The organism is Paenarthrobacter sp. RAF54_2 (assembly GCF_052113945.1).
Taxonomy (GTDB): Bacteria; Actinomycetota; Actinomycetes; order Actinomycetales; family Micrococcaceae; genus Arthrobacter.
Map to the genome: position 1 here is coordinate 63041 of NZ_JBFRDV010000017.1, position 26913 is coordinate 89953.

The 26913-nt window shown below is 60.3% G+C and carries 27 protein-coding genes and 1 tRNA gene; 4 read left to right on the plus strand and 24 right to left on the minus strand.

The window, feature by feature from the left end; translation table 11 throughout:
* Positions 1-49: 49 nt before the first annotated feature.
* The 5 genes from AB4Y87_RS17620 to gcvH form a co-directional block, all read right to left on the minus strand.
* Positions 50-643: a MerR family transcriptional regulator gene (locus AB4Y87_RS17620; protein ID WP_275965381.1), complete on the minus strand. Its 594-nt coding sequence runs from the start codon at positions 641-643 to the stop codon at positions 50-52.
* Between the two features lie 237 nt (positions 644-880).
* Positions 881-1384, minus strand: a complete 504-nt coding sequence (locus AB4Y87_RS17625) for a bifunctional nuclease family protein (protein WP_216922920.1) — start codon at positions 1382-1384, stop codon at positions 881-883.
* Positions 1384-2100 carry a transcriptional regulator FtsR gene (ftsR, locus tag AB4Y87_RS17630; protein ID WP_442005599.1) on the minus strand — a complete coding sequence of 239 codons (717 nt, stop codon included), beginning with the start codon at positions 2098-2100 and terminating at the stop codon, positions 1384-1386. The genes AB4Y87_RS17625 and ftsR overlap by 1 nt, the downstream gene beginning before the upstream one ends.
* 23 nt (positions 2101-2123) lie before the next feature.
* Positions 2124-2600: an FHA domain-containing protein gene (locus AB4Y87_RS17635; RefSeq protein ID WP_442005600.1), complete on the minus strand. Its 477-nt coding sequence runs from the start codon at positions 2598-2600 to the stop codon at positions 2124-2126.
* A 138-nt stretch (positions 2601-2738) separates the two neighbouring features.
* Positions 2739-3125: a glycine cleavage system protein GcvH gene (gcvH, locus tag AB4Y87_RS17640; protein ID WP_442005601.1), complete on the minus strand. Its 387-nt coding sequence runs from the start codon at positions 3123-3125 to the stop codon at positions 2739-2741.
* A 117-nt stretch (positions 3126-3242) separates the two neighbouring features.
* Between gcvH and AB4Y87_RS17645 the strand changes: the two genes are divergently transcribed.
* A complete protein-coding gene (locus tag AB4Y87_RS17645; RefSeq protein ID WP_442005602.1) occupies positions 3243-3824 on the plus strand; it encodes a hypothetical protein in 582 nt (193 codons plus the stop codon).
* 79 nt (positions 3825-3903) lie between these two features.
* Here the strand turns inward: AB4Y87_RS17645 and AB4Y87_RS17650 are convergent, their stop codons facing one another.
* The gene (locus AB4Y87_RS17650) at positions 3904-5112 is read right to left on the minus strand and encodes an MFS transporter (RefSeq protein WP_442005603.1); all 1209 of its coding nucleotides are present in this window, start codon (positions 5110-5112) and stop codon (positions 3904-3906) included.
* A 174-nt stretch (positions 5113-5286) separates the two neighbouring features.
* Here AB4Y87_RS17650 and AB4Y87_RS17655 point away from each other — a divergent pair, with 174 nt between their 5' ends.
* Entirely contained in the window at positions 5287-5733 is a 447-nt protein-coding gene (locus tag AB4Y87_RS17655) for a MarR family winged helix-turn-helix transcriptional regulator (RefSeq protein ID WP_442005604.1), read from the plus strand.
* Positions 5734-5822: 89 nt separating this feature from the next.
* Here AB4Y87_RS17655 and AB4Y87_RS17660 read toward each other — a convergent pair whose 3' ends face one another.
* The 18 genes from AB4Y87_RS17660 to AB4Y87_RS17745 form a co-directional block, all read right to left on the minus strand.
* Complete coding sequence (locus AB4Y87_RS17660) at positions 5823-7208, minus strand: amidase (RefSeq protein ID WP_442005605.1); 1386 nt, start codon at positions 7206-7208, stop codon at positions 5823-5825.
* Complete coding sequence (locus AB4Y87_RS17665) at positions 7192-8175, minus strand: hypothetical protein (RefSeq protein WP_442005606.1); 984 nt, start codon at positions 8173-8175, stop codon at positions 7192-7194. Before AB4Y87_RS17665 ends, AB4Y87_RS17660 begins: the two co-directional genes overlap by 17 nt.
* Positions 8165-9382 carry an acyl-CoA dehydrogenase family protein gene (locus AB4Y87_RS17670; RefSeq protein ID WP_442005607.1) on the minus strand — a complete coding sequence of 406 codons (1218 nt, stop codon included), beginning with the start codon at positions 9380-9382 and terminating at the stop codon, positions 8165-8167. The genes AB4Y87_RS17665 and AB4Y87_RS17670 overlap by 11 nt, the downstream gene beginning before the upstream one ends.
* On the minus strand, positions 9379-9825 hold the full coding sequence (locus AB4Y87_RS17675) for a hypothetical protein (RefSeq protein ID WP_442005608.1): 447 nt from the start codon (positions 9823-9825) through the stop codon (positions 9379-9381). The genes AB4Y87_RS17670 and AB4Y87_RS17675 overlap by 4 nt, the downstream gene beginning before the upstream one ends.
* 30 nt (positions 9826-9855) lie before the next feature.
* Positions 9856-10776, minus strand: a complete 921-nt coding sequence (locus tag AB4Y87_RS17680; protein ID WP_442005609.1) for a HesA/MoeB/ThiF family protein — start codon at positions 10774-10776, stop codon at positions 9856-9858.
* Positions 10773-12287, minus strand: a complete 1515-nt coding sequence (locus tag AB4Y87_RS17685) for an MFS transporter (protein WP_442005637.1) — start codon at positions 12285-12287, stop codon at positions 10773-10775. Before AB4Y87_RS17685 ends, AB4Y87_RS17680 begins: the two co-directional genes overlap by 4 nt.
* A 50-nt stretch (positions 12288-12337) precedes the next feature.
* Entirely contained in the window at positions 12338-13462 is a 1125-nt protein-coding gene (locus tag AB4Y87_RS17690) for a hypothetical protein (RefSeq protein ID WP_442005610.1), read from the minus strand.
* Between the two features lie 292 nt (positions 13463-13754).
* A complete protein-coding gene (locus AB4Y87_RS17695) occupies positions 13755-14198 on the minus strand; it encodes a MarR family winged helix-turn-helix transcriptional regulator (RefSeq protein ID WP_442005611.1) in 444 nt (147 codons plus the stop codon).
* A gap of 341 nt (positions 14199-14539) precedes the next feature.
* Positions 14540-14616: transfer RNA gene (locus AB4Y87_RS17700), tRNA-Pro, on the minus strand.
* Positions 14617-14757: 141 nt separating this feature from the next.
* Positions 14758-16308: a ribosome biogenesis GTPase Der gene (gene der / locus AB4Y87_RS17705; RefSeq protein WP_431119613.1), complete on the minus strand. Its 1551-nt coding sequence runs from the start codon at positions 16306-16308 to the stop codon at positions 14758-14760.
* A gap of 10 nt (positions 16309-16318) precedes the next feature.
* Complete coding sequence (locus tag AB4Y87_RS17710; protein ID WP_442005612.1) at positions 16319-17068, minus strand: lysophospholipid acyltransferase family protein; 750 nt, start codon at positions 17066-17068, stop codon at positions 16319-16321.
* Positions 17058-17771: a (d)CMP kinase gene (gene cmk, locus AB4Y87_RS17715; RefSeq protein ID WP_431119609.1), complete on the minus strand. Its 714-nt coding sequence runs from the start codon at positions 17769-17771 to the stop codon at positions 17058-17060. The genes AB4Y87_RS17710 and cmk overlap by 11 nt, the downstream gene beginning before the upstream one ends.
* The gene (locus AB4Y87_RS17720) at positions 17771-18877 is read right to left on the minus strand and encodes a prephenate dehydrogenase (RefSeq protein ID WP_442005613.1); all 1107 of its coding nucleotides are present in this window, start codon (positions 18875-18877) and stop codon (positions 17771-17773) included. Before AB4Y87_RS17720 ends, cmk begins: the two co-directional genes overlap by 1 nt.
* Before the next feature lie 3 nt (positions 18878-18880).
* Positions 18881-20086, minus strand: coding sequence for a pseudouridine synthase (locus tag AB4Y87_RS17725; protein ID WP_431119606.1), 1206 nt, complete (start codon positions 20084-20086; stop codon positions 18881-18883).
* A gap of 143 nt (positions 20087-20229) precedes the next feature.
* Positions 20230-20871 carry an SMC-Scp complex subunit ScpB gene (gene scpB / locus AB4Y87_RS17730; protein WP_442005638.1) on the minus strand — a complete coding sequence of 214 codons (642 nt, stop codon included), beginning with the start codon at positions 20869-20871 and terminating at the stop codon, positions 20230-20232.
* Positions 20872-20878: 7 nt separating this feature from the next.
* Complete coding sequence (locus AB4Y87_RS17735; RefSeq protein ID WP_442005614.1) at positions 20879-21766, minus strand: segregation and condensation protein A; 888 nt, start codon at positions 21764-21766, stop codon at positions 20879-20881.
* 7 nt (positions 21767-21773) lie between these two features.
* On the minus strand, positions 21774-22673 hold the full coding sequence (locus AB4Y87_RS17740) for a ParA family protein (RefSeq protein ID WP_442005615.1): 900 nt from the start codon (positions 22671-22673) through the stop codon (positions 21774-21776).
* Positions 22674-22941: 268 nt separating this feature from the next.
* A complete protein-coding gene (locus AB4Y87_RS17745) occupies positions 22942-24288 on the minus strand; it encodes a cation:dicarboxylate symporter family transporter (RefSeq protein WP_442005616.1) in 1347 nt (448 codons plus the stop codon).
* A gap of 139 nt (positions 24289-24427) precedes the next feature.
* On the opposite strand from AB4Y87_RS17745, the gene AB4Y87_RS17750 reads away from it, so the two are divergent.
* Positions 24428-26074 carry an ATP-binding protein gene (locus AB4Y87_RS17750; RefSeq protein ID WP_442005617.1) on the plus strand — a complete coding sequence of 549 codons (1647 nt, stop codon included), beginning with the start codon at positions 24428-24430 and terminating at the stop codon, positions 26072-26074.
* Entirely contained in the window at positions 26071-26784 is a 714-nt protein-coding gene (locus AB4Y87_RS17755) for a response regulator (protein WP_442005618.1), read from the plus strand. The genes AB4Y87_RS17750 and AB4Y87_RS17755 overlap by 4 nt, the downstream gene beginning before the upstream one ends.
* The last annotated feature ends 129 nt before the right edge of the window (positions 26785-26913 follow it).

The window sequence follows — 26913 nt, forward strand, 5'->3', positions numbered from 1 at the left end:
TATCCAAGGGGCGGCTTCATCCGTTACCAAGACATCCAGTTGGGCTTATTTAGCCGATACGGCGGGCAACGCGCCGCTTGCTCAATTCGTCGTCCGGAAAGGACTGCTCGGCGGCGTGCTCGCTCGGAAGCGCGGCAAGGCTTCCCTCGACTTCCCGCCATACACGTCCCACCGCGATGCCAAAGACACCCTGTCCGCCTTGCACGAGGTCAATGACTTCGTCGGCAGAGGTACATTCGTAAACACTGGCGCCATCGCTCATCAGCGTAATCTGCGCAAGGTCTTCAACACCACGCTCGCGAAGATGCTCCACGGCTGTGCGGATCTGCTGCAGGGAAACGCCGGTATCAAGTAGTCGCTTGACTACCTTGAGCACCAGGATGTCGCGGAATCCATAGAGACGTTGCGAGCCGGAACCCGCAGCACCACGGACGGCCGGCTCAACCAAACCGGTGCGCGCCCAATAGTCCAGCTGACGGTACGTGATACCTGCAGCCTTGCAGGCAGTGGGCCCGCGGTAGCCCGCGTCCTCGTCCAGCACTGGAAGGTCCTCTGTGAAGAGCAAACCTTGGGCGCCGGATGCGGGCGCAGCAATGCCGGTCGAGGCCTGCTTCAGCTCGCCTGCTTCGCCTTTCGGACTCACGTGACCTCCTTGTTCTCAGTTCCCTTGGGGACGGTGCTTACCACTGATCACAACGCCGAAATTCAGCCGTGTAATTCCCACAAGTCGGCACCTTCCAGTGTGACTTGCGCGGGCAGTGTATGCAACGGGAACTTGATACCTTCGACGTTAGGCCCGGGAGGGCGTTAGGTCAAAGACCTCGGGCGCAAAATCCGGTCGTGTCGAAAGTTTCACCCTCAACTTTAGGCTTAGGGTGATTCAGCCTTCGAAATCCTCAGGTTCCACGTCGTCCAGGAACTCGCGGAAACGCCGCATTTCACGTTCTTCGTCCACACTGGGATCCGGCTCCGAATCTTCGCCTTCGTCATGCTCAGTGATCCGGACTCCTGCCTCCTCCATCACCGCATCCGCGCACCAAATGCGGCATTTGGCCCGCAATGCAAGGGCCAACGCATCGGAAGCGCGCGAACTCACTACAGTGCCGTCGTCGAATTGCAGTTGCCCGTAGAAGATGTTGTCTTCGACCGCCACGATGTTAACGCTGATGATTGAATGCCCCAAGGATTCTACGACGTCAATCAGGAGATCGTGGGTCATCGGCCGCGGTGGGACCACACCTTGCTGGGCCAGGGCAATGGCGCTGGCTTCGGGTGTTCCAATCCAGATGGGGACATGCCGTTCACCCTTGATCTCCCGCAGGAGGACCAAAGGCTGGTTGGATGGCAGTTCGATCCGGACGCCGACAATTTCAACTTCGATCATCAGGTGTCCATCCGGGAGATACGGTCGTGGACGAGCGCCCTGTGCAGCGTCAGGCACAGTTCGCTGATTTCACGTGCTGCCTCGGCAGCCCGTGCTTGGGAGGCGGCGTCGCGCCGGGACGTCAGGGGCGCAACCGCTCTCTCCACCAGGCCGAACTCACGCTCGGCTGCAGCCTGGAACGGCCGGAGATGGCGCGGCTCCAAACCATGACCCTCCAACTGGACGCAGGCACGCGCAACCTGGAGGGCGTGTTCGTCGAACTTGCCGCCAACATGGCTTATTAGTCCGAAGCTCAGGAGTGACTCCAGCAAGGGTACGCTTGCACCCGATTCGGCCCGGAGCTGCTCCTCGGTCAATGCGCGGGCACGGCCTTGGATTTCGGCAGCCATTTCCGCCGAAACTACCCGGGGTGACACCGTGACGCCTGGAGGCAGGTTTTCGGGACGCTGCCCGCGATCGATCGCGTCCAAGTAATCCTTGATGACCTTGAGCGGCAAGTACTGGTCGCGCTGAAGGGCAAGGACGAAACGGAGGCGCTCAACATCACTGTCCGCGTACTGCCGGTACCCGGCAGGGGTCCGCTTCGGATTAATGAGGCCCTTTTCCTCAAGAAAGCGGATTTTGGACGCAGTCATCCCTGGGAAGTCGTCGCTCAACTGCGCCAGGACTTCCCCGATGTTCAGGACCTGCGGTCCGCGACGTTCCGGCTGGGCCATTGCCACAGGCAGGTACCCCGGGGTCAGACTTGGCCCGCCGGGCGGCCAGGGCTGAAGTAGTAGGTCAGCCGGAACTTGCCGATCTGCACCTCGTTGCCACTCTTCAGCAGCACCCGATCCACGCGGTCGTGGTTCACATAGGTTCCATTGAGGCTACCCATGTCCACGAGTTCGAAGCCCGTTGGGGTGCGGTGGAACTCCACGTGCTTGCGGGACACCGTGACGTCATCCAGGAAGATGTCTGCGTCCGGGTGCCTGCCGGCCGTAGTGGTATCGGCGTCCAGAAGGAACCGGGCCCCCGCGTTTGGTCCGCTGTGTGCAATGAGCAAGGCAGAGTCCGGCGGCAGGGCATCAACGGAGGCACGCTCTTCGGGTGCAAGCCGGGGTGCAACGCTTGGCTCGTCCCACGTTGGCGTGATGCTGATCGAGGTGGTCTCCGACGTGGGTTGCTCTTCCGCGCCCCTTCCGACATTGGCTTGGTTCTGTTCGCCGCCAACCATGGAATTTCCTCCTCATCCGCCGGCAATTCCAAACCTTGCCARCCACTTCCGCCTCCCGGTACCGCCGGGCAAATCGGTTGCTGGCCCGCCTTCCCGCGTCCTTGGCTAAAAGAATGCAGCCGGGCGGGCCAGATAACTTTAGCCTACCTGTTGTTCGTACTCCGATGCACTGAGCAGGGAATCCACTGCATCGGCTTCTGCCAGCTTTACTTCAAAAAGCCAACCATCGCCGTAAGGATCAGAGTTGATCAGGGCCGGATCCTGGTCCAAAGAGTCATTGCGGTTAATGACTTCACCGCTAACGGGAGCATAGATATCACTGACGCTCTTGGTGGATTCAACCTCCCCAACAACTTCATTCCCGGTGATATTGGTCCCGGGTTCAGGCATCTGGGCGTAAACAACGTCACCCAGGGCGTCCTGAGCGAAGTCGGTGATACCAATCCGCACCACGCCATCGGCGTCAGGGGCAGAAACCCACTCGTGCTCTGCGGTGTAGGAAAGATCGGCTGGAATATTGCTCATGGGTCGCCTTTCATCGGGACATTTACGGATCTCGACGGCGGCCCGGGCATCCGGCCACCGCTGAAAGTATAGGCACAATTCCCCTGTGCCTGATGAGGTCTCTGCCATGATTGACCCATGACTGAACAAGCACAAGTACCGGCTCGGAAAAAACGCAATTGGGGCGTCAAAATTATTCTGATCCTGGTGGCATTGCTTGTCGCTGTGGCAGCCTACTTTATCCTTGGGGCCATTCTGCCCCGTTGGTGGTCCGACGTCGTCGCGGGGCAGATCCGGCGGGACCTCGGCGCGAGCGTATTGGTGGGCATGTTCTACGGCTTCGTCTTCACCTTCGTTCCCCTCGTGGTGGCGTGGCAGGCAACCCACAAGGCTGTCTCCTGGCCGTGGAAGATAGTCATCTTGCTGGCGGCTGTCGCAATCGCCACGCCGAACCTGCTGACGGCAGGCATTGTGTTCGGTTCCACCGAATCTGCGCACGCCGGCCAGCGCACCTTGAGCGTGGATGCCGGATTCTTCACTACGTGGACGGCAATCTCGGCGGTAGTGGCTGCGGTGATTTTTGCGGTGGTTACTGTTCTTTGGGCCCTGTGGCGCCGGCGAGGCAAGCAAATGAGGGTGTTGAAGCAGGCTGAGAGCGAACGAACCAAGGCTGCGAAGAGAGCAGAGCAGGAAGCCCGCGACGCCGCGCCCAACCCCTAGGACGCGAAAGCCCGCCACGGACATTGTCCATGGCGGGCTTTTTGGTTTTGCAGCCCAGCGTCAGTTTTGCAGCCCAGCGTCAGGAGACTGCCGCCCCCTGAGGTTCGCGTTCGACGTCGGGCCTGGTCTTTGCTGCTCCAACTTCCTTGCGCTTGGCTGCTGCGGCGGCAGCAAGCATGACCAGCAACGCGGCTACAGTAATCGCGGCCCCTGCCCAAATGGGCGAGGTGTAGCCCAGACCAGCCGAAATGGTGACCCCTCCGAGCCAGGCGCCCAGCGCATTACCCAGGTTGAAGGCGCCAATGTTGGCTCCGGATGCGAGCGTGGGAGCGGAGGAGGCAAAGTGCATCACGCGCATCTGCAGACCGGGGACGGTAGCAAAACCGAAGCCGCCCATGAGGGCCAGCGAGATCAAAGTAGCGATGCTGCTGGACGCGGTGAGGGCGAAGAAGCCCAGGACCAGCACCAAGCCGGCGAGGATTATGACGAGGGATCCGTCCAGGTTTTTGTCGGCCGCCTTCCCGCCCAGGAAGTTGCCGACGAACAGTCCGCCACCGAAGAGCACCAACAACCATGGGACGGCGCCCGGCTCAAACCCGGAAATTTCAGTAAGCGTGAAGGCGATGTAGGTGAACGCGCCGAACATGCCGCCAAAGCCCAAAATCGTCACGACGAGGGACAGCCAGACCTGGCCGGATTTGAAGGCTCCCAGTTCGCTTCGGAGGCCTTTGGTCGGCTCCGCACTCCCCTTCGGCACCATCAACGCTATTCCGAGCAGTGCCACCACGCCGATTCCGGTGATGGCCCAGAACGTTGAACGCCAACCCAGGTTCTGGCCAAGGAGGGTACCGAAAGGAACGCCGAGGACGTTGGCGGCAGTAAGTCCTGTGAACATGATGGCAATGGCACCGGCTTTTTTGTGCGCAGGAACCAGGCTGGCTGCCACCACAGAGCCGATTCCGAAGAACGCACCGTGGCACAACGCCGCAATGATGCGGCCTACAAGCATCGCCGTGTACGAGTCGGCGATGGCGGAGAGGAAGTTGCCGACGATGAACAGGACAAGCAGCCCAACAAGGACGGGCTTGCGCGGAAGCCTGGTAACGGCGGCAGTAACCAGAAGGGCGCCGACTGTCACGCTTAGCGCATAACCGGAAATGAACCAGCCCGCCGAGGCCTCGCTCACTTGGAAATCTGCCGCTACTTCCGGCAAAAGGCCCATGATGACGAACTCGGTTAGTCCGATGCCAAATCCGCCGAGGGCGAGGGCAATCAACCCTGCGGGCATGTGAACTCCTTAGTTGGGTGGCTCCCAAAAGCAAAGTGGATGTGCGCCTCTGGAAACCCGTAGAATAATAGTTGCAGACGCTGTATACATAGTTGCACACGCTAGATAATTGCGCAAGCAACTACTTTCGATCGGCTGCACTGATACGCAAACCAAGGCAGGAGCACAATAAGCATGGGCATCAAGGATGACGCCGTAGAAGTACGCGCGCAGGGATGGCGCACCCTCGCTGCCCTGCACGGAAGCATCGAGGCTGAACTCGAGAAAGCACTCCAGGCTTCCACCGAGCTGTCGGTGGTCGAATACACAGTTCTTGACGCCCTGAGCCGCCAGGACGGATGGCACATGCGCATGCAGCAGCTTGCCCGCGCCACGGCTCTTTCCAGCAGCGCAACCACCCGCCTGGTCAACCGCCTGGAGGACCGGGGGCTGCTGACGCGGATCCTCTGCGCGGATGATCGTCGTGGTATCTACACCGAGCTCACAGTCGCCGGCCAAAAGCTGCTTGAGACAGCAAAGCCTGTCCATGACGAGACCTTGGCGTCGGCCCTGGAAGCCGCTGAGCAGGTTCCGGAACTCGAACCCCTGGTACGCGCACTGGGAGCCCTGCAGAAGGCCTGAACTGGCGCGCTCTTCTCGCAAACTCATGCCAGGCCTCTGGTTCGCTACCGACGGCAATCAATATGGCGAAGGACGGTCGCGATGGGCGATCATCTCCAGCCAGGCGCAAGGCCACTTGTCCCACGGTCCCCCAGGATCCGGTCCACCTCTGCCAGCAACCTCTGCTCGCTGCCGTGTCTACCGCCGACCATAGCCCCGATGGGAAGGCCCCTCGACTCCCCCATGGGCACGGATACCGCGGGCATGCCCGAAATGTTGTACATAGGTGTGAAAGGCATGAAGCGGCCCATCGCAGCGAAGTTCAACTCCTCATCTGCTTCTGTCTGGAACGCCCCGAGGAACGGAGGTACAGTTCCAAGGGTCGGCGTGACTAACAGATCCACGTCTCCAAAGACGATTTCCTCAAGCATGCGGGCCGTGCCTCGGAACAATTCCAATGCCTCATGCAAACGAACACCCGACACTGTGCGGCCGTGCTGGCGCATCATGCGTGTGAAGGGTGACAGCGAAGCTTCGTGCATGACATCGTGGGCCGCTGCAACCACTGACCAGACGTCCCGAAACGCGTCCGCCACTGCGGTATCTTCTCCGAGCGCGATGGGAACGACTTCGTGCCCCAACTCTCCGAGCGCATCGGCAAGCTCGCGGGCGGACCGCTGACATTCGTGCGAGACCTCAAGACCCGGGATCATTGGACTGGTCGACAGTCCAACGCGAAGGCGTCCTTCGGGGCCTTCCCAAACGCGTGGCGCGGCGAAATCGCCAGGTGCCGCCCCCGCTATAACCTCCAAGAGAAGCCCAGCATCCCCAGCGTCCCGCGCAATGACGCCTGGCACGGACAACCCAGTAACTCCTGGATCGCTTGGACCACCGCTCACTGCACCATTGCTGGGACGAACCCCAACAAGTCCACAACACGAGGCAGGAATACGAACCGAGCCGCCGGCGTCTGTTCCGAGCGCAATAGGCGCAAGACCGGCAGAAACCGCAGCGGCCGAGCCGCCACTGGACCCGCCAGGCGAATGCCATTCAGACCACGGATTCTTTGTGTTATGTCCGACCTGATTCTCCGTGTGGCATGACAAAGCGAGTTCCGGCAAATGCGTCTTGCCCAAAATCGGCTGATGGGCAGCCCTGAGTAGGGCGACCACGTGATCGTCGCCTAGAGCTTCATTGCAACGCTCTCTGAGACCCCAACCCGTGACGACATCCTCCACGTCAAGGTTGTCCTTGAGCGCTACCGGGACGCCATGAAGAGGCCCAACCGCACCAGCCCCGCGCTCGCGCAGCACCCTGTCTGCTTCGATAGCCTGCCCTCGTGCCAGGTCAGCAGTTACCCTAACGTAGGCGCACAGTCTCTTATCGAGACTTGCGATCCGGTGGAGGTAATGCTCCGTTAACTGAACAGACGTAAGATCGCCCGAGCGGATCAGCGCGGCTTGCGCTCGAGCGCTGAATTTATGCAGAGATGACATCACCGGGCTCCTTCACTGATCCCCGGCTTTCGTCCTTGCCTTCGTTCCGCGGTCGCCGAACTGAAGCCCGGAGTTCGCCCAAGAGCTTCCTTTGCCACCCGTCGCCCTGTTCTCGTTTCAGGCATTGTTCGATGAAATCCAAGTGAGTATCGAGGTCCCTTGGCAGCAGGGAAGCGAACGGCCGGGCCGTCGACTGGCCTTCATATGATGGCCACATTAGGTAGTCGCGAGGTAGTGATGGCTTGGTGTCAGGCAGGACCAGCGGGTCGAAGCCTAGAAGCCTGAGGTGATGAAGTGCTCCATGTTCACGGCTGTCTCCGATCAAAACACGCACGTCGTCGAGGCAATGCGCGGTCCGGCCCAGGGCAAGAATTAGGTGCCACGGTATGCGGTCACGTCTACCACCCGGTGGGAGTCCGCTCGCGCGCACGAACCGCTTTACCTCCCACGTGTGATGAGTTGTGAGGTCTATGTTGGCAAACCGGCTGAGCAGGTCAACGCCGTGCGCCACTTCGACCGGGAACAACTCCCTTCTAAGACCGTCGAGCAGAAGCGCCTTGGGCTGGAGGGCCCCGACCATCGCTATGTACCCGAGTATTCGACCCGTCTTGTCCAAGCACACGGCGTGGATGGTGTTCTGGGCACCCTCTACAGGTTCGTGAAACAGATTACGAGTACGAGCGAGAGACGCGCTCATCAGCCCTAGGTTCAGAAATTCAGCCAATCGGAAGCCGAGCACAGCGCGGAGGACCTCCACTTCAACTTGAGTCGTGCGAAATGCCACCGTCGTCAACCCGTCTCCGAGCCCGTTGACGCGCCAAACGGCTTCTTCCCCGAGGTCACTGGCCAGCGTTGGTAGTCGAAGCGTCCGCTGCAAGCTAAGAAGATGACCAACATAGGCGGCGTCGAGGTCATCCCGGGTCGTTGGGTCTGATGTCGATTTAAGGAAGGTGCTCTCAGAAATCATCGTCGCCGGCTTGATAAAGGCACTCAGTCACAGCCAGCGCAAGGGCTTCGGGCGTACCTTCAAAGATGCGAGTACCAAAAGCGTCTCGCAGCACTTTTTCCAGACCGTATTCCTTCATATACCCGCGAGAGCCCAACAGGGCAACGGCGGTGTTGGCGGTATTAATCGCCACTCTGTCTGCGAACATTTTGGCCATCGCGGGCTCAAGTTCAGGAGCTGGTAATTCAGTATCGACCTTCACTGCGGACCGAAGGTACATCAGCCGAGCGGCCTCAACATCGATTTTCATTTCCGCAAGTCGACGCGCAGTCATCTGATGATTCCTGAGAAGGCTGCCACCCTGCACTCGCTCCCCGCACCAATCTCTCGCAACCTCGAAGGCGTGCCTGGCAATGCCCGTTGAAACTGCCGCAACAGAAGTCCGAGCCATATTGCCTTGCGCAACATTCATCGCCAGCCCTTGGCCCTCACCACCGACCACATTGCTCATGGGCAACCGGACTTCTTCAAACCAAAGCTCGCTTCCCAAACATGCCCGGTACCCCATCTTGTCGAGAACAGCGCCGCGGCGCACGCCGTCCGCGTCCAGGGGCACCAGGATGCAAGTAAGTCCGGTGGCACCCGGGTAACCCTCCAGATTTGCGTACACAGAAGCAAAGGCTGCGACGGCCCCGTTGGTGATAAAACGTTTGTGACCGTTGAGGACGTAAACATCGCCCTCACGACGCAGGGTGGTGCGCATACTGGCGTCCGCAAAGTGCTGCGGGATGACAAGGTCGCTGCCCGCTTCCTCTTCGGCGACGGCATTGCAGGCCAAAACCGCGTTTGCCCCAGCGAATTGCGCAAGGAAACGGTCCTGGAGCTCGGGGTCCCCGGAAAGCAGGACGGGAGTTTGGCCAAGCATCGTGGCACCAAACGCAAGGGCAACGCCCGGGCAGGCCGCCGCCAATTCTTCCATTGCTATTGCGACACCGAGGACCCCAATACCGAGGCCTCCCAAATCTCTCGGCAGCAGCGCTCGAGTCAGACCGATCTCGTGACCCGCTTGGATAACGTCCCAGGCAAAAGCATCCGCCGCCGCTTGGTCAAGTTCGATTGCCCTGGGAGCTACAACTTCTTGGGCGTAATCACGAATCGAATTGCGAAATCCGAGCGTTGCCGCGGGGAGCTGATCAAAGTTGAGTTCGGCCTCGAAGGTATTAGTCATGCCGGAATCCCTTTGGTAGAACGATCAGGGCCATTGGAATCGCCCACGATGCCATGTGCAGCGGCGATGCCCGGATAGCGATCGAAAGCGGGTTGAAGGATTGGTACGAGCTCAAGAACCCTGGCGATCTTGCCCTTAATGCGGACTTTCCCCATTGCCAAAGCAGCTGGCATCAGCAGAGACCCGTTCCAGAGTTCATGGGCCGTCGCGCAGCTCATCTTGATGATGATGGTGGCAGCCTCGGGGACATCGTCGCCGAACAAAACACCGTCAGCCGATACATGAATGACGGCTGCCGGGTTTGTATGCACGAGGCGGACGCTCAAGTTACTTTCTTGCAGTCGAGCAGTAAATGCCTCGTCTTGGGACAGAATTCGGAAAAGCTCGCCGAAGACGACGTAAGCGGTTTGGGAATCAGAGAATAATGTCAATGCAAACTCCATGTCAAAGGATGATTGGAACTAACCGAAGGCTTAGTGGGCTCGAGCGCCGAAGACGATTGAAGCCAGCATGCGGACCGCCGCCGCTGGCCGCAGAGCGGCGTTTAGGATCCGCTCCCCCAGTGGTGAGGTGATGGCGTGAACGTCCACGAAAACGTGGGGCGGAACGTGACGACCGGTTACAAGCCGGAAGGCCAAACCGGTGGCTAATACTCCAAATTGGTCAGCAGCATAGACCAATTGCGGAAAGGTAAAGGTCAGATCACTCATGCCGTCGTGAATCAGCCGTATCAGATCACGCGGTACTCTGTGAGCAGGAACCAGCCTGGCAAGCAACTTCCACATAGGCATCTGCTCCATCTGCTCCAGAGTGACCTCCCCATCAAACGGCCTTAGGCCGTTCCTGTAGTCATAGAGCCGAACATACTGGGTTCCCGACATATCCCATCCGGTGAACGTCGGCAGCCGCGCTTTCTGTGCGCGGCTGTGAAGCAACGCTTTCGCGGCGAGCCCCGTAGCTGTGGTGACATCGACTCCGTCGACCACCAAATTGACGCCCTCGAGCAACCCGTCGATACTGCTTAATGTCACGCCTTCCTCGACAATAGTGACCTCAACATGGGGATTGACGGCCAATGCACGTTCTGCGGCCACAAGTGCCTTATTGCGTCCCAAGTCACCAACAGTCGCGTTCTGACGATTCAGATTCTTGAGCTCGAAAGTTCCAGGATCAGCCAAAATCAGCCGGCGAAATCCAAAGYGAACCAGCGGCTCGACTGCCGCTCCGCCAATCGAGCCGCATCCAGCAACAAGAATGCGTGCGTCGGCGACCGCTAGTTGATCTGCTTTGCTCACGATGCCGGTATTCCGGGCGGTCAGAATGCGATAGAACTCGTCCGGGTCCAGAGCTAAAGCAGCGGCTTCACTCTCCACTTCATCGTTCAAATTGCTCATACGGTGTCTTCCACCTTCGTCGATGCAATTTGTCTGGGAACCCACACGGCCGCAGCCAACGCTCCAAGMAAAAGGACGATGCTTCCAATCCCGAAAGTAAAGTGCATAGCCTCGACAAACGACGACTGAGCCTCAATCAGCACTGTCCGTACTGCTTCCACTTCCAAGGATCGGTCATCGGCCAACTTACCGAGAACATAGATAGTGCTCCCCAATGAGTCTTTGGCTTGCTCCTGTAAACCAAGCGGGAGCGAATTAAGGGTTCCGCCCAGCCGGTCCTGATACACATTCGAAAGAACGGACCCCATCACCGCGACGCCTAATGCAGCGCCGACCTGCCGGAGGGTGTTGTTGACAGCACCGCCGACACCTGCCTTCGCGACCTCAACCGCTGACATTGCCAACGTAGTCGTCGCCCCCATTACGAGGCCCATGCCAAGGCCGGCGATGAGTAATCCGGTCTCCAAAAAAAGGAGTTGTGATCCTGATTCGACGAGCAGGAAGCTACCCAGAGCAGTCGCCAGAAGCAACAGCCCTGAAGTCACCACTACTTTATAGCCGGCAATACTTACCGCCCTCGCGCTGCCAATAGCTGAAACAATGGAGCCGGCGGCCACGGGCAGCAGGATCAAGCCGAGCCCAAGTGGAGAAAAGCCAAGCACCAATTGGACAAAGAACACCAACAAGAACGTGCCACCGGTAAGTGCGAAAAAGGCTAATGAAATCGACAGCGTCCCACCAGCGAAAGCCGGATTGCGGAACAGTTGCATGTCAAGCACCGGAGATGACACACGCCGCTCAACGACGACGAGAAGCACTGTCAGCAAGAGCCCTAGCAGGATCATCCCCCCAGAAGCCGGCCGGAGCCAGTCGTGATTCGAACCTGCTTCAATCACTCCATAAATAAGGGTGGATGTAGCAGCTGCGGAAAGCAGCAGCCCAGGAAGATCGAGCTTCCGTCCGCTTATTCCTTTGGACTCGGGCACAGCCACGAACAGCAGGATGATGCAGACAACTGCAATCGGCAGATTTATCAGGAACACGGACCCCCACCAAAAGTTCTCAAGGAGGGCACCCCCAATGATGGGTCCAAAGGCAACCGACAAGCCTCCGAGAGCGGCCCAGATGCCCATGGCCTTGCCCTGATCGTGTTCAGGAATGCCATCCTTGATCATTGCCAAAGTGGCAGGTGGCACTACAGCACCACCGAGCCCCATGATCGCTCGCCAAATAATCAACTGCTCAGGTGTGTCTGCCCAGCCGGAGAACGCGGAGGCCACTGCGAAAACCACGAGCCCCATTGTCAGCATCCGGCGACGCCCGAATCGGTCGGCGAGTACGCCGGCTGTGAATATAAGCGCGGCGTATACGAGAATGTAGGAATCCACAGCCCATTGCAGTTGGGCGGTCGTCGCAGCGAGATTCTCCTGAATTTCATGCAGAGCGACGTTGAGGATCGTATTGTCCATCATCACCATGAGGAAACACGCCCCCGTCACCAGAAGCAGCATGCCAGGGCGAACCCGCTGAGGAACAGACGGCACACCTATCGACACGCGGGTCACCTGGAGGCCCCCACTGAAATTTGGCCCGCATAGTCGGAACCGGAAGGCGCCAGGACATGGTCCTCGACGGCACGAATTGGTACATACACTCTGGACTGGGGAATTCTGGATTCAGTAGACCCGCGGAGGTCTGGTATGGCAAAGCATCGACGTAGCCAACGGTCTGTTCCATCCGCTCGCGCAGTGAAATTCGTGCGCCCGTGTACAGCCTTCTCGTTGTCAACGATAAGCAGATCTCCTGGTTCGAGAACGTGACCATTGAGATTCAACAACAAAGCGTGCCGGAGCCTAATGAGAGCCCGCTCGCCATCCGACGTCAACGCCGTCATGGCATGGAAATCGACGCAGAGCTCTGGATCGGAAAGGGACCCCCGGAGCACTGCCATCGGGGCAGAGAAAACATTTGCTTTCCCAACAAAAGAGCTGGATAAGCGGATACGAAAAATCGGCATCGCAAGCGTGGCCCGGACTCCACCCTCGAGTCCAGCCAGCGACTCGCGAATTCCGCATGCGAGAGTCCATGCCTTACGATCATGATCGGCACGAATTCCCAGCAGGCTGATGAACCGTGGTTTGGCCGGGTGAAAACCGTCCTCGGTGTGTAATTCAAGGAGACATGTTCCGGAGTTTTCTTGCTTGTCCTCCGAGCCTGCGATGGGAACTACATCTTGAATAATCCTCCCTTGCTTTTCGTCCGCGTAAGAGATGACATCGCCGAGAATATTCATGACCATTAGTTGAACAATGCTTGCGATTTCGACATCCCTCCAACTCTCGTCGTAGTTTCCTGTCTTTGGTGAAGGCGGCAGCTCCTCATCAATGGGCAGATTTCGTATCAACAGCGCTCCTTCTGCCGTGCTTTGATGGCGAAACTCGAGCAGGGCCCTAACGAGCCTGGCAGGTGCCTCGCGGTGCATGGCTATATTGCAGTCCAGCATCAACTCGGAATCGTCGAGGTGGTATCCGGAAGGCCGTTCCGAATGTCGACTACCCACATTGCGAGCAACCCGGGCCAACCGGCTTCGCTCTACATCGCTGAGTTTGATGGCCAGGTTTTCCATCGGTTTGATCGGCCAAGTACGGTCGTGGTCGTTCACGACATGCTGCGTATCGCTAGTCATCTCAAATCCCCCATACAAGTTTCCTTAGTCCAGTAAGTTAACTTATAGCAGGGTTAACCCGAGCTAAACAAGAGTCTTAGCTCACATTTCATTGGAGGCATCTACAGAGTCGCATACGGCGACGGACGAAAAGCGCTGGGTGGCGCGCGGTGAGGACGATTGCGGCTCGGATGCCGACGAAGCCAGAGCGTCAGCCGCGAGATACACCTGATTCAGGCGAAAAGCCATCGCGGAGAGCCCCCGGCGCGCAGGCACCACAAGAGCCTTAGCGCCTTATGACGACTTGGAGCAACTAGGACGCAAGTGCCCCGCGTGCCATCTGAAGCAGGCCACGAAACTGCTCGACCTCAGCCTCGCCAAGGACCTCACGCAACTGCTGCTCGATCATCCCGGCCGCTTCATCGGCCGCTTCCATGACGCGACGACCCTCCCGCGTCAACTTGGTAGCCATTACCCGGGAATTGACCTTGGAAGGCTCTCTGGAAATCAACCCTCGGGCCTCCAGTTTTGCCACTACGACACCCATGGACTGTGGTGTGACATTGACGAAACGGGCCAGCTGGGCGCTGGTGGAGCCCTGGTTGCAGCCGAGCATCAGAAGCGTCGCATACTGGGTGGGTGTCAGGTCGAATTCGAGCAGCGCCTCAGTAACACGTTCAACCAGAACAGCTTCGGCTTGGTTGAGAAGGGTTATGAGGCGCCCATTGATTTCCTGCTGGCGCTCAGAAGCACTCATATGACCTTTCGGCAAAGCGGGCCCTTCCAGTCAGCTGATGAGGGGCGCGTCTCACCGCGTATCAACGCCGATCTTCCTGAGGTCCAAGAAAAACGATCTGCGCCACACGGCCATGTTACAGAACCGCGCCGGAGAGTCAGTCTAGACGACAGTTATCCCCATTGCCCACCTCGCCCTTGCCGACCACGCTTCAGAAGGCCCGACCTGCCACGTCGGGGTTGCCGAAACCCGAGTGCAAAGGCGAGTGGAGCGAACAAGACCGGCTTTCGCGCCGCACACGCAAATACGGAGTTAACGACCAAAGGCCGGAACCTAGCGCTTCCGCGTGATTCCGGCCTTCATGGTCGGGCTGACAGGATTTGAACCTGCGACCCCTTGACCCCCAGTCAAGTGCGCTACCAAGCTGCGCTACAGCCCGCTGGTTCCACCGTTCTCCGCCCAGGTTTTCCTCCGAAGAGTCCCACCTAAGCAGTCCGGCCGAACCACCTCCAAAAGCTTACACGAAGTTGGAGGGTGCCAAGGCCATCAGAGCCAAAGTCGACTGTGATGCCCGTCTCATTTAGCGCTTCTTGCCGCGCTTCTCACGAACGCGCATGTTGACCTCGATGGGCGTTCCTTCGAAGCCGAACGTTTCGCGCAAGCGACGCGTGATGAAGCGGCGGTAGCCGGGATCCAGGAAACCGGTGGTGAACAGCACGAATTTCGGTGGGCGGCTGGAAGCCTGGGTGCCGAAGAGGATACGCGGTTGCTTGCCACCGCGAACCGGGTGCGGGTGGGCAGCAACCAGTTCACCGAGGAACGCATTCAGGCGGCCAGTGGGGATACGGCGGTCCCAGCTCTCCAGTGCAGTATCCAAGGCAGGAACCAGGCGGTCCTTATGCCAACCGGTCTTCGCAGAAATGTTGACTCGCGGAGCCCACTCAACGTGGGCCAGGTCCTGCTCGATTTCACGCTCGAGGTAGCGGCGGCGTTCGTCGTCCAGCAGGTCCCATTTGTTGAACGCGAGTACCAGCGCACGGCCGGACTCAATGGCCAACTGCAGAATGCGGACGTCCTGTTCGCTGAGGACCTCGTCCACTGCGAGGAGCACGACGGCGACCTCCGCCTTTTCGAGGGCGGCCTGCGTACGCAGGGACGCGTAGAAGTCGGCACCCTGTGCCATGTGCTGGCGGCGGCGGATACCTGCAGTGTCCACGAAGCGCCACGTGCGGTCGCCAAGTTCGATAAATTCGTCAACCGGGTCACGGGTAGTGCCGGCCAGCGGATCCACCACTACGCGCTCGGAGCCTGCAAGCTTGTTCAGCAGGGAGGACTTACCGACGTTCGGGCGACCGATCAGGGCGATACGGCGAGGACCGCCTGAACGCTCCACGCCCTCAACCAGGGAGAACTCGGGGAGGGTGTCCATGACGTGGTCCAGGAGGTCGGCTACGCCGCGGCCGTGGAGGGCCGATACCGGGTAGGGCTGGCCGAAACCAAGGCCCCATAATGCTGCCGAGTCAGCTTCCTGTGCGAAGTCATCCACCTTGTTGGCCACCATGATGACCGGCTTCTTGCTCTTGCGCAGCATCTTCATGACGCCTTCATCCGTCGCAGTCGCGCCAACGGCGGAGTCCACGACGAAGAGAACAGCATCGGCAAGCTCAACAGCCATCTCGGCCTGCTCGGCAACACGGGCGTGGATGCCCTTGGCATCGTGTTCCCATCCGCCGGTGTCTACCAACGTGAAGTTACGGCCATTCCAACGTGCGGAGTACATGACGCGGTCGCGGGTAACACCCGGGGTGTCCTCCACGACGGCTTCGCGGCGGCCAAGGATGCGGTTGACCAAGGTGGACTTGCCCACGTTCGGGCGGCCGATGATGGCCAAAACCGGGTCCAGCTTGAGGGGACCTTCGTCGCCTTCATCGCCGTATTCGCCGCTGAGCAGCGCGGCATCTTCTTCGTCGAGGTCGTAATCGTCCAGGCCGGCCCGGAGGGTGGCCGCACGGAGTTCGGCCTCTTCATCGTCCAGGGCAGCCAGGTTTTCAGCCACCTGGTCGGTGCCGGTGGGCGTGTATTCGTCGTCGCCGGCTCCGTGGAGGCCGGATTTTTGAGTCGTATCGCTCATTGCACGTTCCTTAATGGTGGTCTGCCGGCGTCCCGGCTACTTCTGTTTGGCGGTGCTGCGGTGTGGATGGTCCGGACGGAGGTTCCTGGGGAAGGCCCTGCCCTGTAGTCCTGACTGCATCCTGGACGTGTCCGGCCAGTGCATCGCGGATTGCCGCAGCCGCCCTGTCCATTGAAACACGCCCCGGTTCGCCCTTCCGGCGCTGCACCGTGAGGGGTTCGCCGAAGCTGACATACAGCCTGCGGCGGGGTTTGGGAATATGGTCGCGGTGCTCATCACCCGCACGGGTTCCGAGAATCGCGACGGGTATGACCGTGGCGCCGGAGTTGATAGCCAGCCAGGCGACACCATTACTGATGTTGTCAGCGGAGCCGCTCCCCCGGGTACCTTCCGGCAGGATCCCCACGCAACGGCCGGCGTCGAGCAATTGCTTGCCCACGTGCAGTGCGCTGCGGTCACCGCTTCGGTCCACCGGAATCTGCCCTGATCCCCTGAGGACGCGGCCCAGGAATCCCTGGAACATCTCTTTCTTGACCAGGATGTGCATGGGGCGCGGCGAAGCGCCGAACATCACGGGACCGTCGAGGAAGCTGATGTGGTTGCCTGCAAATATCACTGGACCAGCAGCGGGTATGTTGCCCTTGCCCGCCACGACCGTCCGATAGATGACATGATCCAGGATCCAGCCAACGGGACGGCTCCAGATGCGTGTCCACTTGGCTGGAAGGAGTGGTGCTGAAAGCTGGTTCTTAGTCGCCATAGATGACCTTGCTAACGATCGCCAGGGCTGTTTCCACTGTTTCCTCAAAGTCGAGGTCCGAGGAATCGAGGGTTACAACGCCGTCGGCCGCTTGGGTGAAGTTCACCACCGTGGAGTCCTTGGCATCACGCTGTGTCACCTGCGCGGCAAGCTGTTCCTTGGTCTGCGTACCGCCCAACTGAATACCACGACGCCGGAGCCTGGCTTCTTCACTCGCGGTCAGGAGCATACGGACCTCGGCGTTGGGTGCAACCACCGTGGTGATGTCGCGTCCCTCCACCACCATCCGGTGATGGTGCTGATCGATGAGCTGGCGCTGGCGGCGGATCAGCTCCGTGCGGGCACCCAGCGTAGTAGCGACGGCGCTCACGGAGGACGAAATCAAGGGATCGCGGATTTCATCTGTGATGTCGGTGCCGTCTACTGCCACATACTCGGTAGCCGTGCTGGTACTGATCTCCAGGGGCATAAGTTTGGAAGCCTGCTCCACCGCAGCGCCGTCCTGGAGGTCGAGGCCTGTTTTGAGGCAGTACCACGTGAGCGCGCGGTACATCGCACCGGTATCCAGGTACGCCAGCTTCAAGCGCCGGGCAACTTCCTTGCTGACGCTGGATTTGCCCGACCCCGAGGGGCCGTCGATCGCGATCACGAGCGGCTTGCCGGGGCGGGCAACTGTCTCCGGCCCAAAGAATTCACGCGTCATTACTGGAGTACCCGCCATCCACGATCGGTCAAGGCTTCAACAAGGAGGTCGTGCTTGCTCGGCAGGACTGAGAGCTCCACCATGCCCACGTTCTGACCCGAGGAGTGATCGAGCCGGAGGTCTTCGACGTTCACGCCGATCTCGCCAATTTCGGTAAGGAGCTGCGCGATCTGTCCGGGCTTGTCATCCACCAGGATCGTAAGCCAGGAATACGCTTGTGGAGGCCCGCCGTGCTTGCCCGGAATCCGGGCCTGTCCGGCGTTGCCTTCACTGATGAGCTGGGCGAGATCCAACCGCGCTCCGGGGGCAAGCGGCGCTTCCAAAGTCCCGATCAAGCGATTCAGGTCTTCACGGACGCCGTGCAGGATGGAAACAACCTTTTCCGCATTGCCACCCAGTATCTGCACCCAAAGGGTGGGATCACTGGCAGCGATACGCGTTGTGTCCCGCAACCCGTTCCCGGCCAAGGACAGGGCATGCAAGGGCGTTCCCTGCAAACGGCTCGCCAGAAGCGAAGACATGATCTGCGGCAGATGAGACACCAGAGCGACCGCTTCGTCATGCTCATCAGCGGTGAACTGGGAGACGATTGCTCCCAAATCCCCCGCCAGCGAACGTGCCGTTTGCAGGGCGTCGGTGTCGGTTTCCTCCGATGGGCAAACCACCCAGGGCATGGATGTGAAAAGCTCGCCCCTGGCCGCAACGGGCCCCGACTTCTCCCTGCCGGCCATCGGATGGGTCCCCACGTACCTGGCCAAATCCACGCCGCGCTCCCGCAATTGGGATTGAATAGTGGCCTTGACGCTGGCAATGTCAACGACGACGGCGGAGGGGTAGTCCGCCAAGGCCTTCTCCACGACGTCGGCCGTCACGTCAGGCGGTGCAGCGACAACAACCAACTGAGGTTGCTCATCAAGCTCGGCCAACGGCCTGCCGGCACCAATGTCCACCGCGACCGCCTGGTTGGTCGGCGAGGGGTCGAAAAGGAAAACGGGAACACCGCGTCCGCGCAGGCCGAGGCCAATGCTGGCTCCAAGCAAGCCTGTACCAAGAACCACGACCGGGCCATCAAGATGGCCGCGGCCGTGCGAGCGGAATGCCGACATGCCCTAGAGCCCCACAGATGCCAGAAGGTGACCGACTTCCTGCCTGCCGAGGTTGCGGATGCTTCCTTGGCGCTGGTCTCCCAGGCCAATGGGACCGATCTTGACACGGACAAGACGCTCTACCGGGAAACCAACGGCATCAAACATACGGCGAACGATTCGGTTCTTGCCGGAGTGCAGGACAACCTCAATGAGGACGTGGCCAGGGGTGGAGTCAACAAGGCGGAAGGAATCCACTGTTGCCAGACCGTCTTCAAGCTCGACGCCGGACTTCAGCTGCGCGCCGACGCCCTGCGGGAAGGGACCGCGAACCTGAACCAGGTACGTCTTGGGAACCTCATAGGAGGGGTGGGTCAGGCGGTTGGCGAGTTCGCCGTCGTTGGTCAACAACAGCAGCCCTTCGGTGCCGACATCCAAGCGCCCGACGTGGAAGAGCCGCTCACCCTTGGCGTTCTTCAGGAAATCGCTGATGCAGGGGCGGCCCTCGGGGTCTTCCATGGTGGAGACAACGCCCTTGGGCTTGTTGAAGACCATGTAGACGAGGGTTTCGTCGAGCTGGATACGGATACCGTCAACGTGAATCACGGCGGTCTTGGGATCCACACGCATGCCAAGCTCGGTAGTGACCACGCCATCTACCTCGACGCGGCCTTCGAGGATCATTTCCTCACACACGCGGCGGGAAGCCACGCCGGCCTGGGCCATGACCTTCTGCAGGCGCACGCCGTCCACATCGTGGAGGTCCGACTGCGGGACTTCCTGGCGCGGACCGCGGTTGCGGCCAGGCTTGCGGATGGGGCCCAGGTTCTGGCCGAAGCGTTCGCTGCCGAAAGCCTTGGAGCCATACTGCCTCGCGGGCTTCGCCTTGGGCTTCAACGCACCGGGTGTTCCGGGAGCCTTGCCGTAACCAGGCTTGTTGGAGCCGGGCTTGCGGAAGGGCTTGGCAGGCCTGGCGGCCTGGCCGCGATCGTAATCGCCAGCCGTTGTGGGGTTATCGGGATCGAAAGGGGCCGCTTCCCGTGGCTTTGAAGCCTTGAACGGGCGGCCCTCGCCCTGAGTGAAGTTGCGCTTTCCGGCGCCGGCACTGCCGCCGCGGCCGGAGAAGCCGCCGGCGTTGGAGCGGCCTGTGCCGCCCCTTGCCTCATTGCGTCCAGAACTGTTGCGTCCCGAACTGTTACGTGGTGAACCCTGGCGTCCCGCCTGTGTCATGACCCGTCCTTGTGTAGTAATGGCCGGCAATTAGTGCTGCAATCAACACTAGCCAGCCGGGCAGACATCGTCTGCCCCTTGTTGCCGTGGCACCGTCCATGCGGTGCCGTGAATCAGTATGTAGTTTTCGTGCGTTGCCGGGCTTACATCCGGCTGGCGTCGTAGTACTCGTCGATCCCTTCCAAACCCGGAAGGTGCGGCGAGAGCTGGGGCAGTTCCGCCACCGAGCCGATGCCCATCCGTTCCAGGAAGTAGGAGGTTGTCCTGTACAGGACAGCCCCTGACTCGGGATCGTTCCCGGAGTCTTCGATCAGACCACGCTGGGTAAGAGTCCGGACCACAGAATCGACGTTGACGCCTCGAATTGCGGACACCCGGGCCCTGGAGACCGGTTGCCTGTAGGCAATGACCGCCAGAGTTTCAAGCGCTGCCTGAGTGAGCCTGGTGGTCTGCCCTTCGAGGACGAACCTGCCCACGATGTCCGCAAAGTCAGACCGTGAATAGATCCGCCACCCACCGGCGACGTTCCGCAATTCAAAACCCCGGGGGGCAGAGCTGGCAACGGCAAAGCCGACAGCATCCACGTCCGGGGCTTTAACAGTATAGCCGCTATACTCCCGCTGCAGGTCCTGCAGCAAATCCTCGACGACGGCGACCGTTACGTTCAATCCCGCAGCCAACTCCTCCGAGGTGGCTGGCTCATCGATGACCATGAGCACAGCTTCCAACGCTGCCCGCGCCCCGCCAGGCAGGGTTTCGAGCTCAGCGAGGCCGGCTGCGGCCATGTCCTGCTCAGTCACTGGCTGTCCCTTCGGTCGTTTCCTCGTACTCTTCGCTCAGGTTCGAGCTGTCCCATTCGGCCACATCCCCGGTCCATCGCACTGTCAGTTCTGCCAACGGACCTGCCTGCTCGAATGCCACAACCCTGTCCCGGAACATCTCCAGCAAGGCCAGGAAGCGGGCCACCACCACCAAGGTTGTCTCGGCGTCGGCTATCAGCACGCGGAAGGAGAGGGGGGCTCCAAGTTGAAGCCGGTATCCGATGATCTCGGCTTGCTCCTTGACACTCACCGGGGGTGCGTGGAGATGGTCCAATCGCACCTCTGCGGGCGCCGAGTCCTTTGGCTTCAGTGCCTTGGCGGCAAGCTCCGCGAACTGTTCAGGGGTGTGCCGCCACACAAGTTCGGGCAGCAGCGCGGCGAAATGGGCCTCCAGTGCCACTTGACGCGGGTATCTCCGCTCTTCCTGTTCCAGGGTTTCACTGATGAGACCTGCCACTTGCTTGAATGCCTTGTACTGGAGCAGCCGTGCGAAGAGCAAGTCCCGGGCTTCCAGGAGAGCAATATCTTCGTCGTCCTCTACTTCGCCAGCGGGAAGGAGCCGGGCAGCTTTGAGGTCCAGGAGCGTGGCAGCGATCACCAGGAATTCGCTGGCCTCGTCCAACGCCCAGTCCTCCCCCAGTTCCTGGAGGCGGCGGATGTACTTGATGAACTCATCGGTGACGGTGGCCAAGGCCACCTCGGTGATGTCCAGCTTGTGCTTGGATATCAGGCCCAGCAGGAGGTCGAACGGCCCGGTAAAGTTTGCGAGCCGAACCTCAAAGCCCGCCCTACGGGTGTCGGAGGTGCCGGCGTCGGAAGTTTTCTCCGGACTTGCCGCCTCGGCGAGTGACCGTCCCACGTGTCCGCTACGGCGCGCCGCCGCGCGAGATCAGTTCCTTTGCGAGGCGGCGGTAGGCGTCTGCACCGATGTGGTTGCCGGCGTAGCTCGTAATGGGTTCCGCGGCCACTGTGGCGTCCGCGAACTTAATGGAACGCTTGATGACGGTCTCGAAAACCTTGTCACCGAAGGCCTCCACGAGGCGCGAGATGACTTCGCGGCTGTGCAGGGTGCGGGCGTCGTACATGGTGGCGAGGACGCCGTCCACCTGCAGACGTGGATTCAAACGGTCCTGCACCTTCTCGATGGTTTCCACGAGGAGGGCCACTGCGCGAAGCGCGAAGAACTCGCAAATCAACGGAATGATGACGCCATGGGCGGCGGTCAGTGCGTTGACAGTCAACAGGCCGAGCGACGGCTGGCAGTCGATCAGCACGACGTCGTAGTCATCTTCAACGCTCTTGAGTGCGCGGTCCAGGACTTGCTCGCGGGCGACTTCGTTGACCAGCTGCACTTCAGCAGCGGAGAGGTCGATGTTTGCAGGCAGAAGGTCCACACCTTCCACGCCGGTCTGCTGGATAGCATCCCGGATGTTCACTTTGCGGTCCATGAGGACGTTGTAGACGGTGAGATCGAGTTCGTGCGGATTGGCGCCGAGCCCTGCAGAAAGAGCACCTTGTGGATCAAAGTCCACCAAAAGCACCCGCCGGCCATACTCCGCGAGCGCCGCCGCAAGGTTGATGGTGGACGTTGTTTTGCCCACTCCGCCCTTCTGGTTAACCATGGCGATGACCCTTGCCGGGCCGTGGGAGGCAAGTGGAGCCGGTTCCGGGAAGTCGCGGTAAGGACGGCCCGTAGGCCCCATGATGGCGTCTTCCAGATCGAGCTCGGTGTCTCCCAGCGTAGCTGTTCCCCGTTCGCTGCTCACGTATCTAACCACTCTTTCGACGACGATCTTCCCTGCCGCTGTTCCCCTGGGTACAGCGCTGCTACCCACCTAGGCTACAGCGCCCGACACGGCATTTCAGGGAACTTGACTTTCGTTGATCTTTGAGCCTTGACCCTCTAGTTGAGGTCGAAGGTTGGCCGGTCGAAGGCTTGCTTTGCTTGGCTGCCGGGCCTCCTTGTCTTCCTTGACGAACGGCAGAGGACCGACACCCCGAATGGGTGTCGGTCCTCGTTGCTATGTATTGGTGTTAGATGGTTGCCTTGTGGCGGGTTTCAGCTTCCGGAGCCGTCTCAGCCTCGGCGCCGTGGGCGATCATTGTCGTCTCGTCGAACGGCTCGCTGCCGGAGAGAACGCGCTCCACCTGGGCGTTGTCGATTTCCTTGACCCAGGTGCCGATCAGAACGGTGGCAACGGCGTTGCCGGTGAAGTTCGTCAGTGCACGGGCCTCTGACATGAAGCGGTCGATGCCAACGATCATGCCCACGCCGCCAAGGAGCTCGGGCCTGTGTGCCTGCAGGCCGGCGGCAAGCGTTGCCAGGCCAGCTCCAGTGACGCCTGCGGCGCCCTTGGAAGCGATGATCATGAACACGAGCAGTGAGATCTGGGCACCCAGGTCCAGCGGCGTACCCATGGCGTTGGCGACGAACAGGGAGGCCATGGTCAGGTAGATGGCCGTGCCGTCAAGGTTGAACGAGTAGCCGGTGGGCACGGTCACGCCGACAACCGGCTTGGAGACACCCAGGTGTTCCATCTTGGCGATAAGGCGGGGCAGGGCTGCCTCGGAGGATGACGTGGAGAAGATGAGGAGGTATTCACGGGCCAGGTACTTCATCAGCTTGAAGATGTTGACACCGGCCACCGCACGGAGCAGGGAGCCGAGGATGACCACGATGAACACTGCGCAGGTGATGTAGAAGGCCACCATCAGAGTGAACATGCCGAGGATTGCTTGGACGCCAGTGGCACCAACGACGGCGGCGATCGCACCGAAGGCGCCGACGGGAGCCAGCCACATGATCATGATGAGGATCCGGAAGACAAGTCGCTGTCCGTGGCCGATGGCGGTGAGGATCGGGGTGCCCTGCTTACCCATCTTCTGGAGCGCGAAGCCCACCAGGATGGCCGCAAGGAGGGTGGGCAGGACGGGAATGTCGCTGGGGATGATGCCCATCAGGAAGTCCACGGTGCTGTCCGTGGCCGCCTTCTTGTTGGGATCGTACGGAGTCAGCTTCAGGCCCTCACCCGGGTGAATGAGGTTGCCGACAACGAGGCCGATAGCCAGTGCGAAGGTTGACATGGCTACGAAGTAGCCAAGTGCGAGTCCACCTACCTTGCCGACGGTTGCGGCTTTGGCGATGGAACCGATGCCCAGGACGATGGTGCAGAAGATGACCGGAGCGATCATCATTTTGATGAGCTTGATGAAGCCATCACCGAGCGGCTTCAGGGACTTTCCAACCTCAGGGAACAGCAGGCCGACCACGGCACCGAGCACTACGGCCAGGATGACCGCGATGTACAGGTAATGCGACTTGTCGAGCCCCCTGCGTCCACCGGTGGTGGCTACTGCCGACTCTCCTCGTTGAGAGGTCATGGGATTCTCCTTCTGGATACTGTGTAAGGCGCTGCGGTCCTGCACTTGTGTCCAATCCGCTGCCCTTGTGTGATATCCATCATTCAGCCATGGGTGACACACATCACCGTTGCGGTCATATTGGTCATGGGAGGCCTACTTGTTTCATCGCTGGAGCATCGCCCGCCGCTTGTTTGTGGCAAACCTGCTGTTCGTGCTGGTGCTGACAGCTGTCTTCGGCGCGTTCTCGGTACTGGAGGCACGGGACAGGGCATACGAGGATGCGGGCAGCCGGATGCTTGCGATCGCAACGTCCATTGCCAACAACCCACTGGTGTTGCAGGCGGCGGCAACTTCTGATCCGTCAGCCATACTGCAGCCCTATGCGCTGGAGGTCATGAAGGACGCGGACGCAGATTTCATCACCATCATGGCTCCCGACCGAACGCGATGGACACATCCCCGTCCCGAAGAGCTGGGCAAGCCCTATATCGGCACGATCGACCCTGCCCTCCGGGGTGAGACTTTCACTGAAGTCACTGCCGGTACATTGGGGCCCTCGGTCCGGACCATCGTGCCGGTGAAGGACTCCGGTGGAACCGTCAAGGCCTTGGTGGCGGCAGGCATCACCGTAAGAACCGTGGATACCGATGTCGCCGAAAGGCTGGGAGTGATTGGCGGCATCGCGCTGGTGGTCTTGTTCTTCGGCTCCATAGCCTCCTGGCTGCTCGGACGTTACCTGCGATCCGTGACCCGCGGCTGGGGTCCCGAACAGCTCGCGCAGCTCTTCGCCTACTACGAATCAGTCCTGCACTCCGTCCGTGAAGGCGTGATCCTGATCGATACCCGCGGAAAAGCAGTGATGTACAACGATCAAGCCGCGGAGTTGCTGGGACTGGAACCTTCCGAGGCCGACCGCTCCCCCGATGATGCTCCCAAGCTGTCCGACCTCCCCTTCGACGGGAGCCTGCGAGCGCTTTTCGAATCCGGCAGGCCAGCCCATGACGAAATCCATTTGACTGGTTCACGGATCCTGGTGGTCAACCAAGCCCCCGCCGTGGGTCCGGTCCCTGCCCGGAGCCGGCAAAAGCCATCTGTCTACGGCACAGTGGCCACCATTCGTGACCGCACTGAGATTGAGTCGTTGGGAACCGAGCTGGAAACCATGAAGACTCTCTCGGATGCGTTGCGGGCCCAGACCCATGAACATGCCAATCGACTGCATATGATCGTTTCCCTTCTTGAGTTGGGCCGCACGCCCCAAGCGCTCGAGTTCGCCACCAAGGACCTGGAGCTCAGCCAGCAGCTCACGGACGACATGCTTGCTTCGGTGGATGAACCGGTGATGAGTGCATTGGTGATGGGCAAGTCCGCCGAAGCACATGAGCGTGGGGTGGAATTGGTGGTTCGGACATCAGGGAGTTCGGGCGTCCGTGGTCTGGAAATCCAGGACCTTGTGACGATTCTGGGAAACCTCCTGGACAACGCCATTGATGCTGCCGCGTCCGGTCAGATGCCCCGAAAGGTGGAACTGGACGTCGAAGCCAGTGTGGCCGGTGTTGGATTCACTGTTCGGGATTCCGGGGCCGGTATCGATCCTGGTTCGATCGATGATGTGTTGCAGTACGGGTACAGCACCAAGTCCGCCCAGGACAATCCGCTGGGAGCCCATGGGCGTGGGGTCGGCCTTGCCTTGGTCCGGCAGGCTGTCCAGCGGCTGAACGGTACTATGACGATCAGCAATCCAGGCGGCGCCCAGTTCCATGTTGTGCTGCCCGCGCCCATCCCCGAGGAAGAGAAGGCATGACTGACATCCGCGTCCTGGTGGTCGAGGACGAGCCCATCGCCTCAGACGCCCACTCTATTTACGTGGGCAGGCTCCAAGGGTTCACGCTGGTGGGAACGGCCCCGGATGGCCAGTCTGCACTGCGCATCCTTGGCGAATTCGCTGCGTCCGGCTCGCCGGTGGACCTGGTGCTGCTCGATATGAACCTGCCGGACCTTCATGGGTTGGATGTTGCCCGACGCATGCGCTCGGCGGGAGTCTTCGCCGACATTATTGCCATCACAGCCGTCCGTGAATTGAACATCGTGCGCAGCGCCGTTTCCATCGGCGTCGTGCAGTATTTGATCAAGCCATTCACGTACGCAACCTTTGCGGACAAGCTGAACAGCTACCGCACTTTCCGTGATCAATTGGCGGGCTCAGTGTCCGGCATCTCCAAGGCCGGAGCATCCCAGAGCGACGTGGACCAGGCCTTCGCGAGTCTCCGGGCACCCACGGAACTACCACTGCCGAAGGGGTTGTCAGGTTCCACATTGGAGGCGGTGAAGGATCTTGTCCGCGCCCGGCAACAAGCCGTATCCGCTAGTGAAGTGATGGACGCCCTTGGAATGTCCCGGGTCACAGCCCGCCGGTATCTGGAGTACCTGGCCGACGCCGGGACGGTCACCAGGGCCCCGCGCTACGGAACACCGGGCCGCCCGGAGAACGAGTACGGCTGGAACCGGGGCTAACACGCGCCTCAACGACTGGTCCGCCCGCGATCTGGACCTCAAGTTCCCCACAGAGCCTGCAAATGTATACATTGCTCCGATCTTTTTGAAGATTTATCCAAATTCCTTGAGTTTATGTATACACTGAAG

Coding starts and splice junctions, on each gene's coding strand:
- gcvH (WP_442005601.1), bottom strand. CDS start 3,125: ATGAGCAATATTCCAGCCGATCTTTCCTACACCGCAGAGCACGAGTGG.
- AB4Y87_RS17690 (WP_442005610.1), bottom strand. CDS start 13,462: ATGACTAGCGATACGCAGCATGTCGTGAACGACCACGACCGTACTTGG.
- AB4Y87_RS17650 (WP_442005603.1), bottom strand. CDS start 5,112: ATGCCCGCAGGGTTGATTGCCCTCGCCCTCGGCGGATTTGGCATCGGA.
- cmk (WP_431119609.1), bottom strand. CDS start 17,771: ATGACGCGTGAATTCTTTGGGCCGGAGACAGTTGCCCGCCCCGGCAAG.
- scpB (WP_442005638.1), bottom strand. CDS start 20,871: ATGGCCGCAGCCGGCCTCGCTGAGCTCGAAACCCTGCCTGGCGGGGCG.
- AB4Y87_RS17725 (WP_431119606.1), bottom strand. CDS start 20,086: ATGACACAGGCGGGACGCCAGGGTTCACCACGTAACAGTTCGGGACGC.
- AB4Y87_RS17625 (WP_216922920.1), bottom strand. CDS start 1,384: ATGATCGAAGTTGAAATTGTCGGCGTCCGGATCGAACTGCCATCCAAC.
- AB4Y87_RS17655 (WP_442005604.1), top strand. CDS start 5,287: ATGGGCATCAAGGATGACGCCGTAGAAGTACGCGCGCAGGGATGGCGC.
- AB4Y87_RS17695 (WP_442005611.1), bottom strand. CDS start 14,198: ATGAGTGCTTCTGAGCGCCAGCAGGAAATCAATGGGCGCCTCATAACC.
- AB4Y87_RS17755 (WP_442005618.1), top strand. CDS start 26,071: ATGACTGACATCCGCGTCCTGGTGGTCGAGGACGAGCCCATCGCCTCA.
- AB4Y87_RS17675 (WP_442005608.1), bottom strand. CDS start 9,825: ATGGAGTTTGCATTGACATTATTCTCTGATTCCCAAACCGCTTACGTC.
- AB4Y87_RS17745 (WP_442005616.1), bottom strand. CDS start 24,288: ATGACCTCTCAACGAGGAGAGTCGGCAGTAGCCACCACCGGTGGACGC.
- AB4Y87_RS17670 (WP_442005607.1), bottom strand. CDS start 9,382: ATGACTAATACCTTCGAGGCCGAACTCAACTTTGATCAGCTCCCCGCG.
- der (WP_431119613.1), bottom strand. CDS start 16,308: ATGAGCGATACGACTCAAAAATCCGGCCTCCACGGAGCCGGCGACGAC.
- AB4Y87_RS17660 (WP_442005605.1), bottom strand. CDS start 7,208: ATGTCATCTCTGCATAAATTCAGCGCTCGAGCGCAAGCCGCGCTGATC.
- ftsR (WP_442005599.1), bottom strand. CDS start 2,100: ATGGCCCAGCCGGAACGTCGCGGACCGCAGGTCCTGAACATCGGGGAA.
- AB4Y87_RS17665 (WP_442005606.1), bottom strand. CDS start 8,175: ATGATTTCTGAGAGCACCTTCCTTAAATCGACATCAGACCCAACGACC.
- AB4Y87_RS17720 (WP_442005613.1), bottom strand. CDS start 18,877: ATGTCGGCATTCCGCTCGCACGGCCGCGGCCATCTTGATGGCCCGGTC.
- AB4Y87_RS17645 (WP_442005602.1), top strand. CDS start 3,243: ATGACTGAACAAGCACAAGTACCGGCTCGGAAAAAACGCAATTGGGGC.
- AB4Y87_RS17635 (WP_442005600.1), bottom strand. CDS start 2,600: ATGGTTGGCGGCGAACAGAACCAAGCCAATGTCGGAAGGGGCGCGGAA.
- AB4Y87_RS17710 (WP_442005612.1), bottom strand. CDS start 17,068: ATGGCGACTAAGAACCAGCTTTCAGCACCACTCCTTCCAGCCAAGTGG.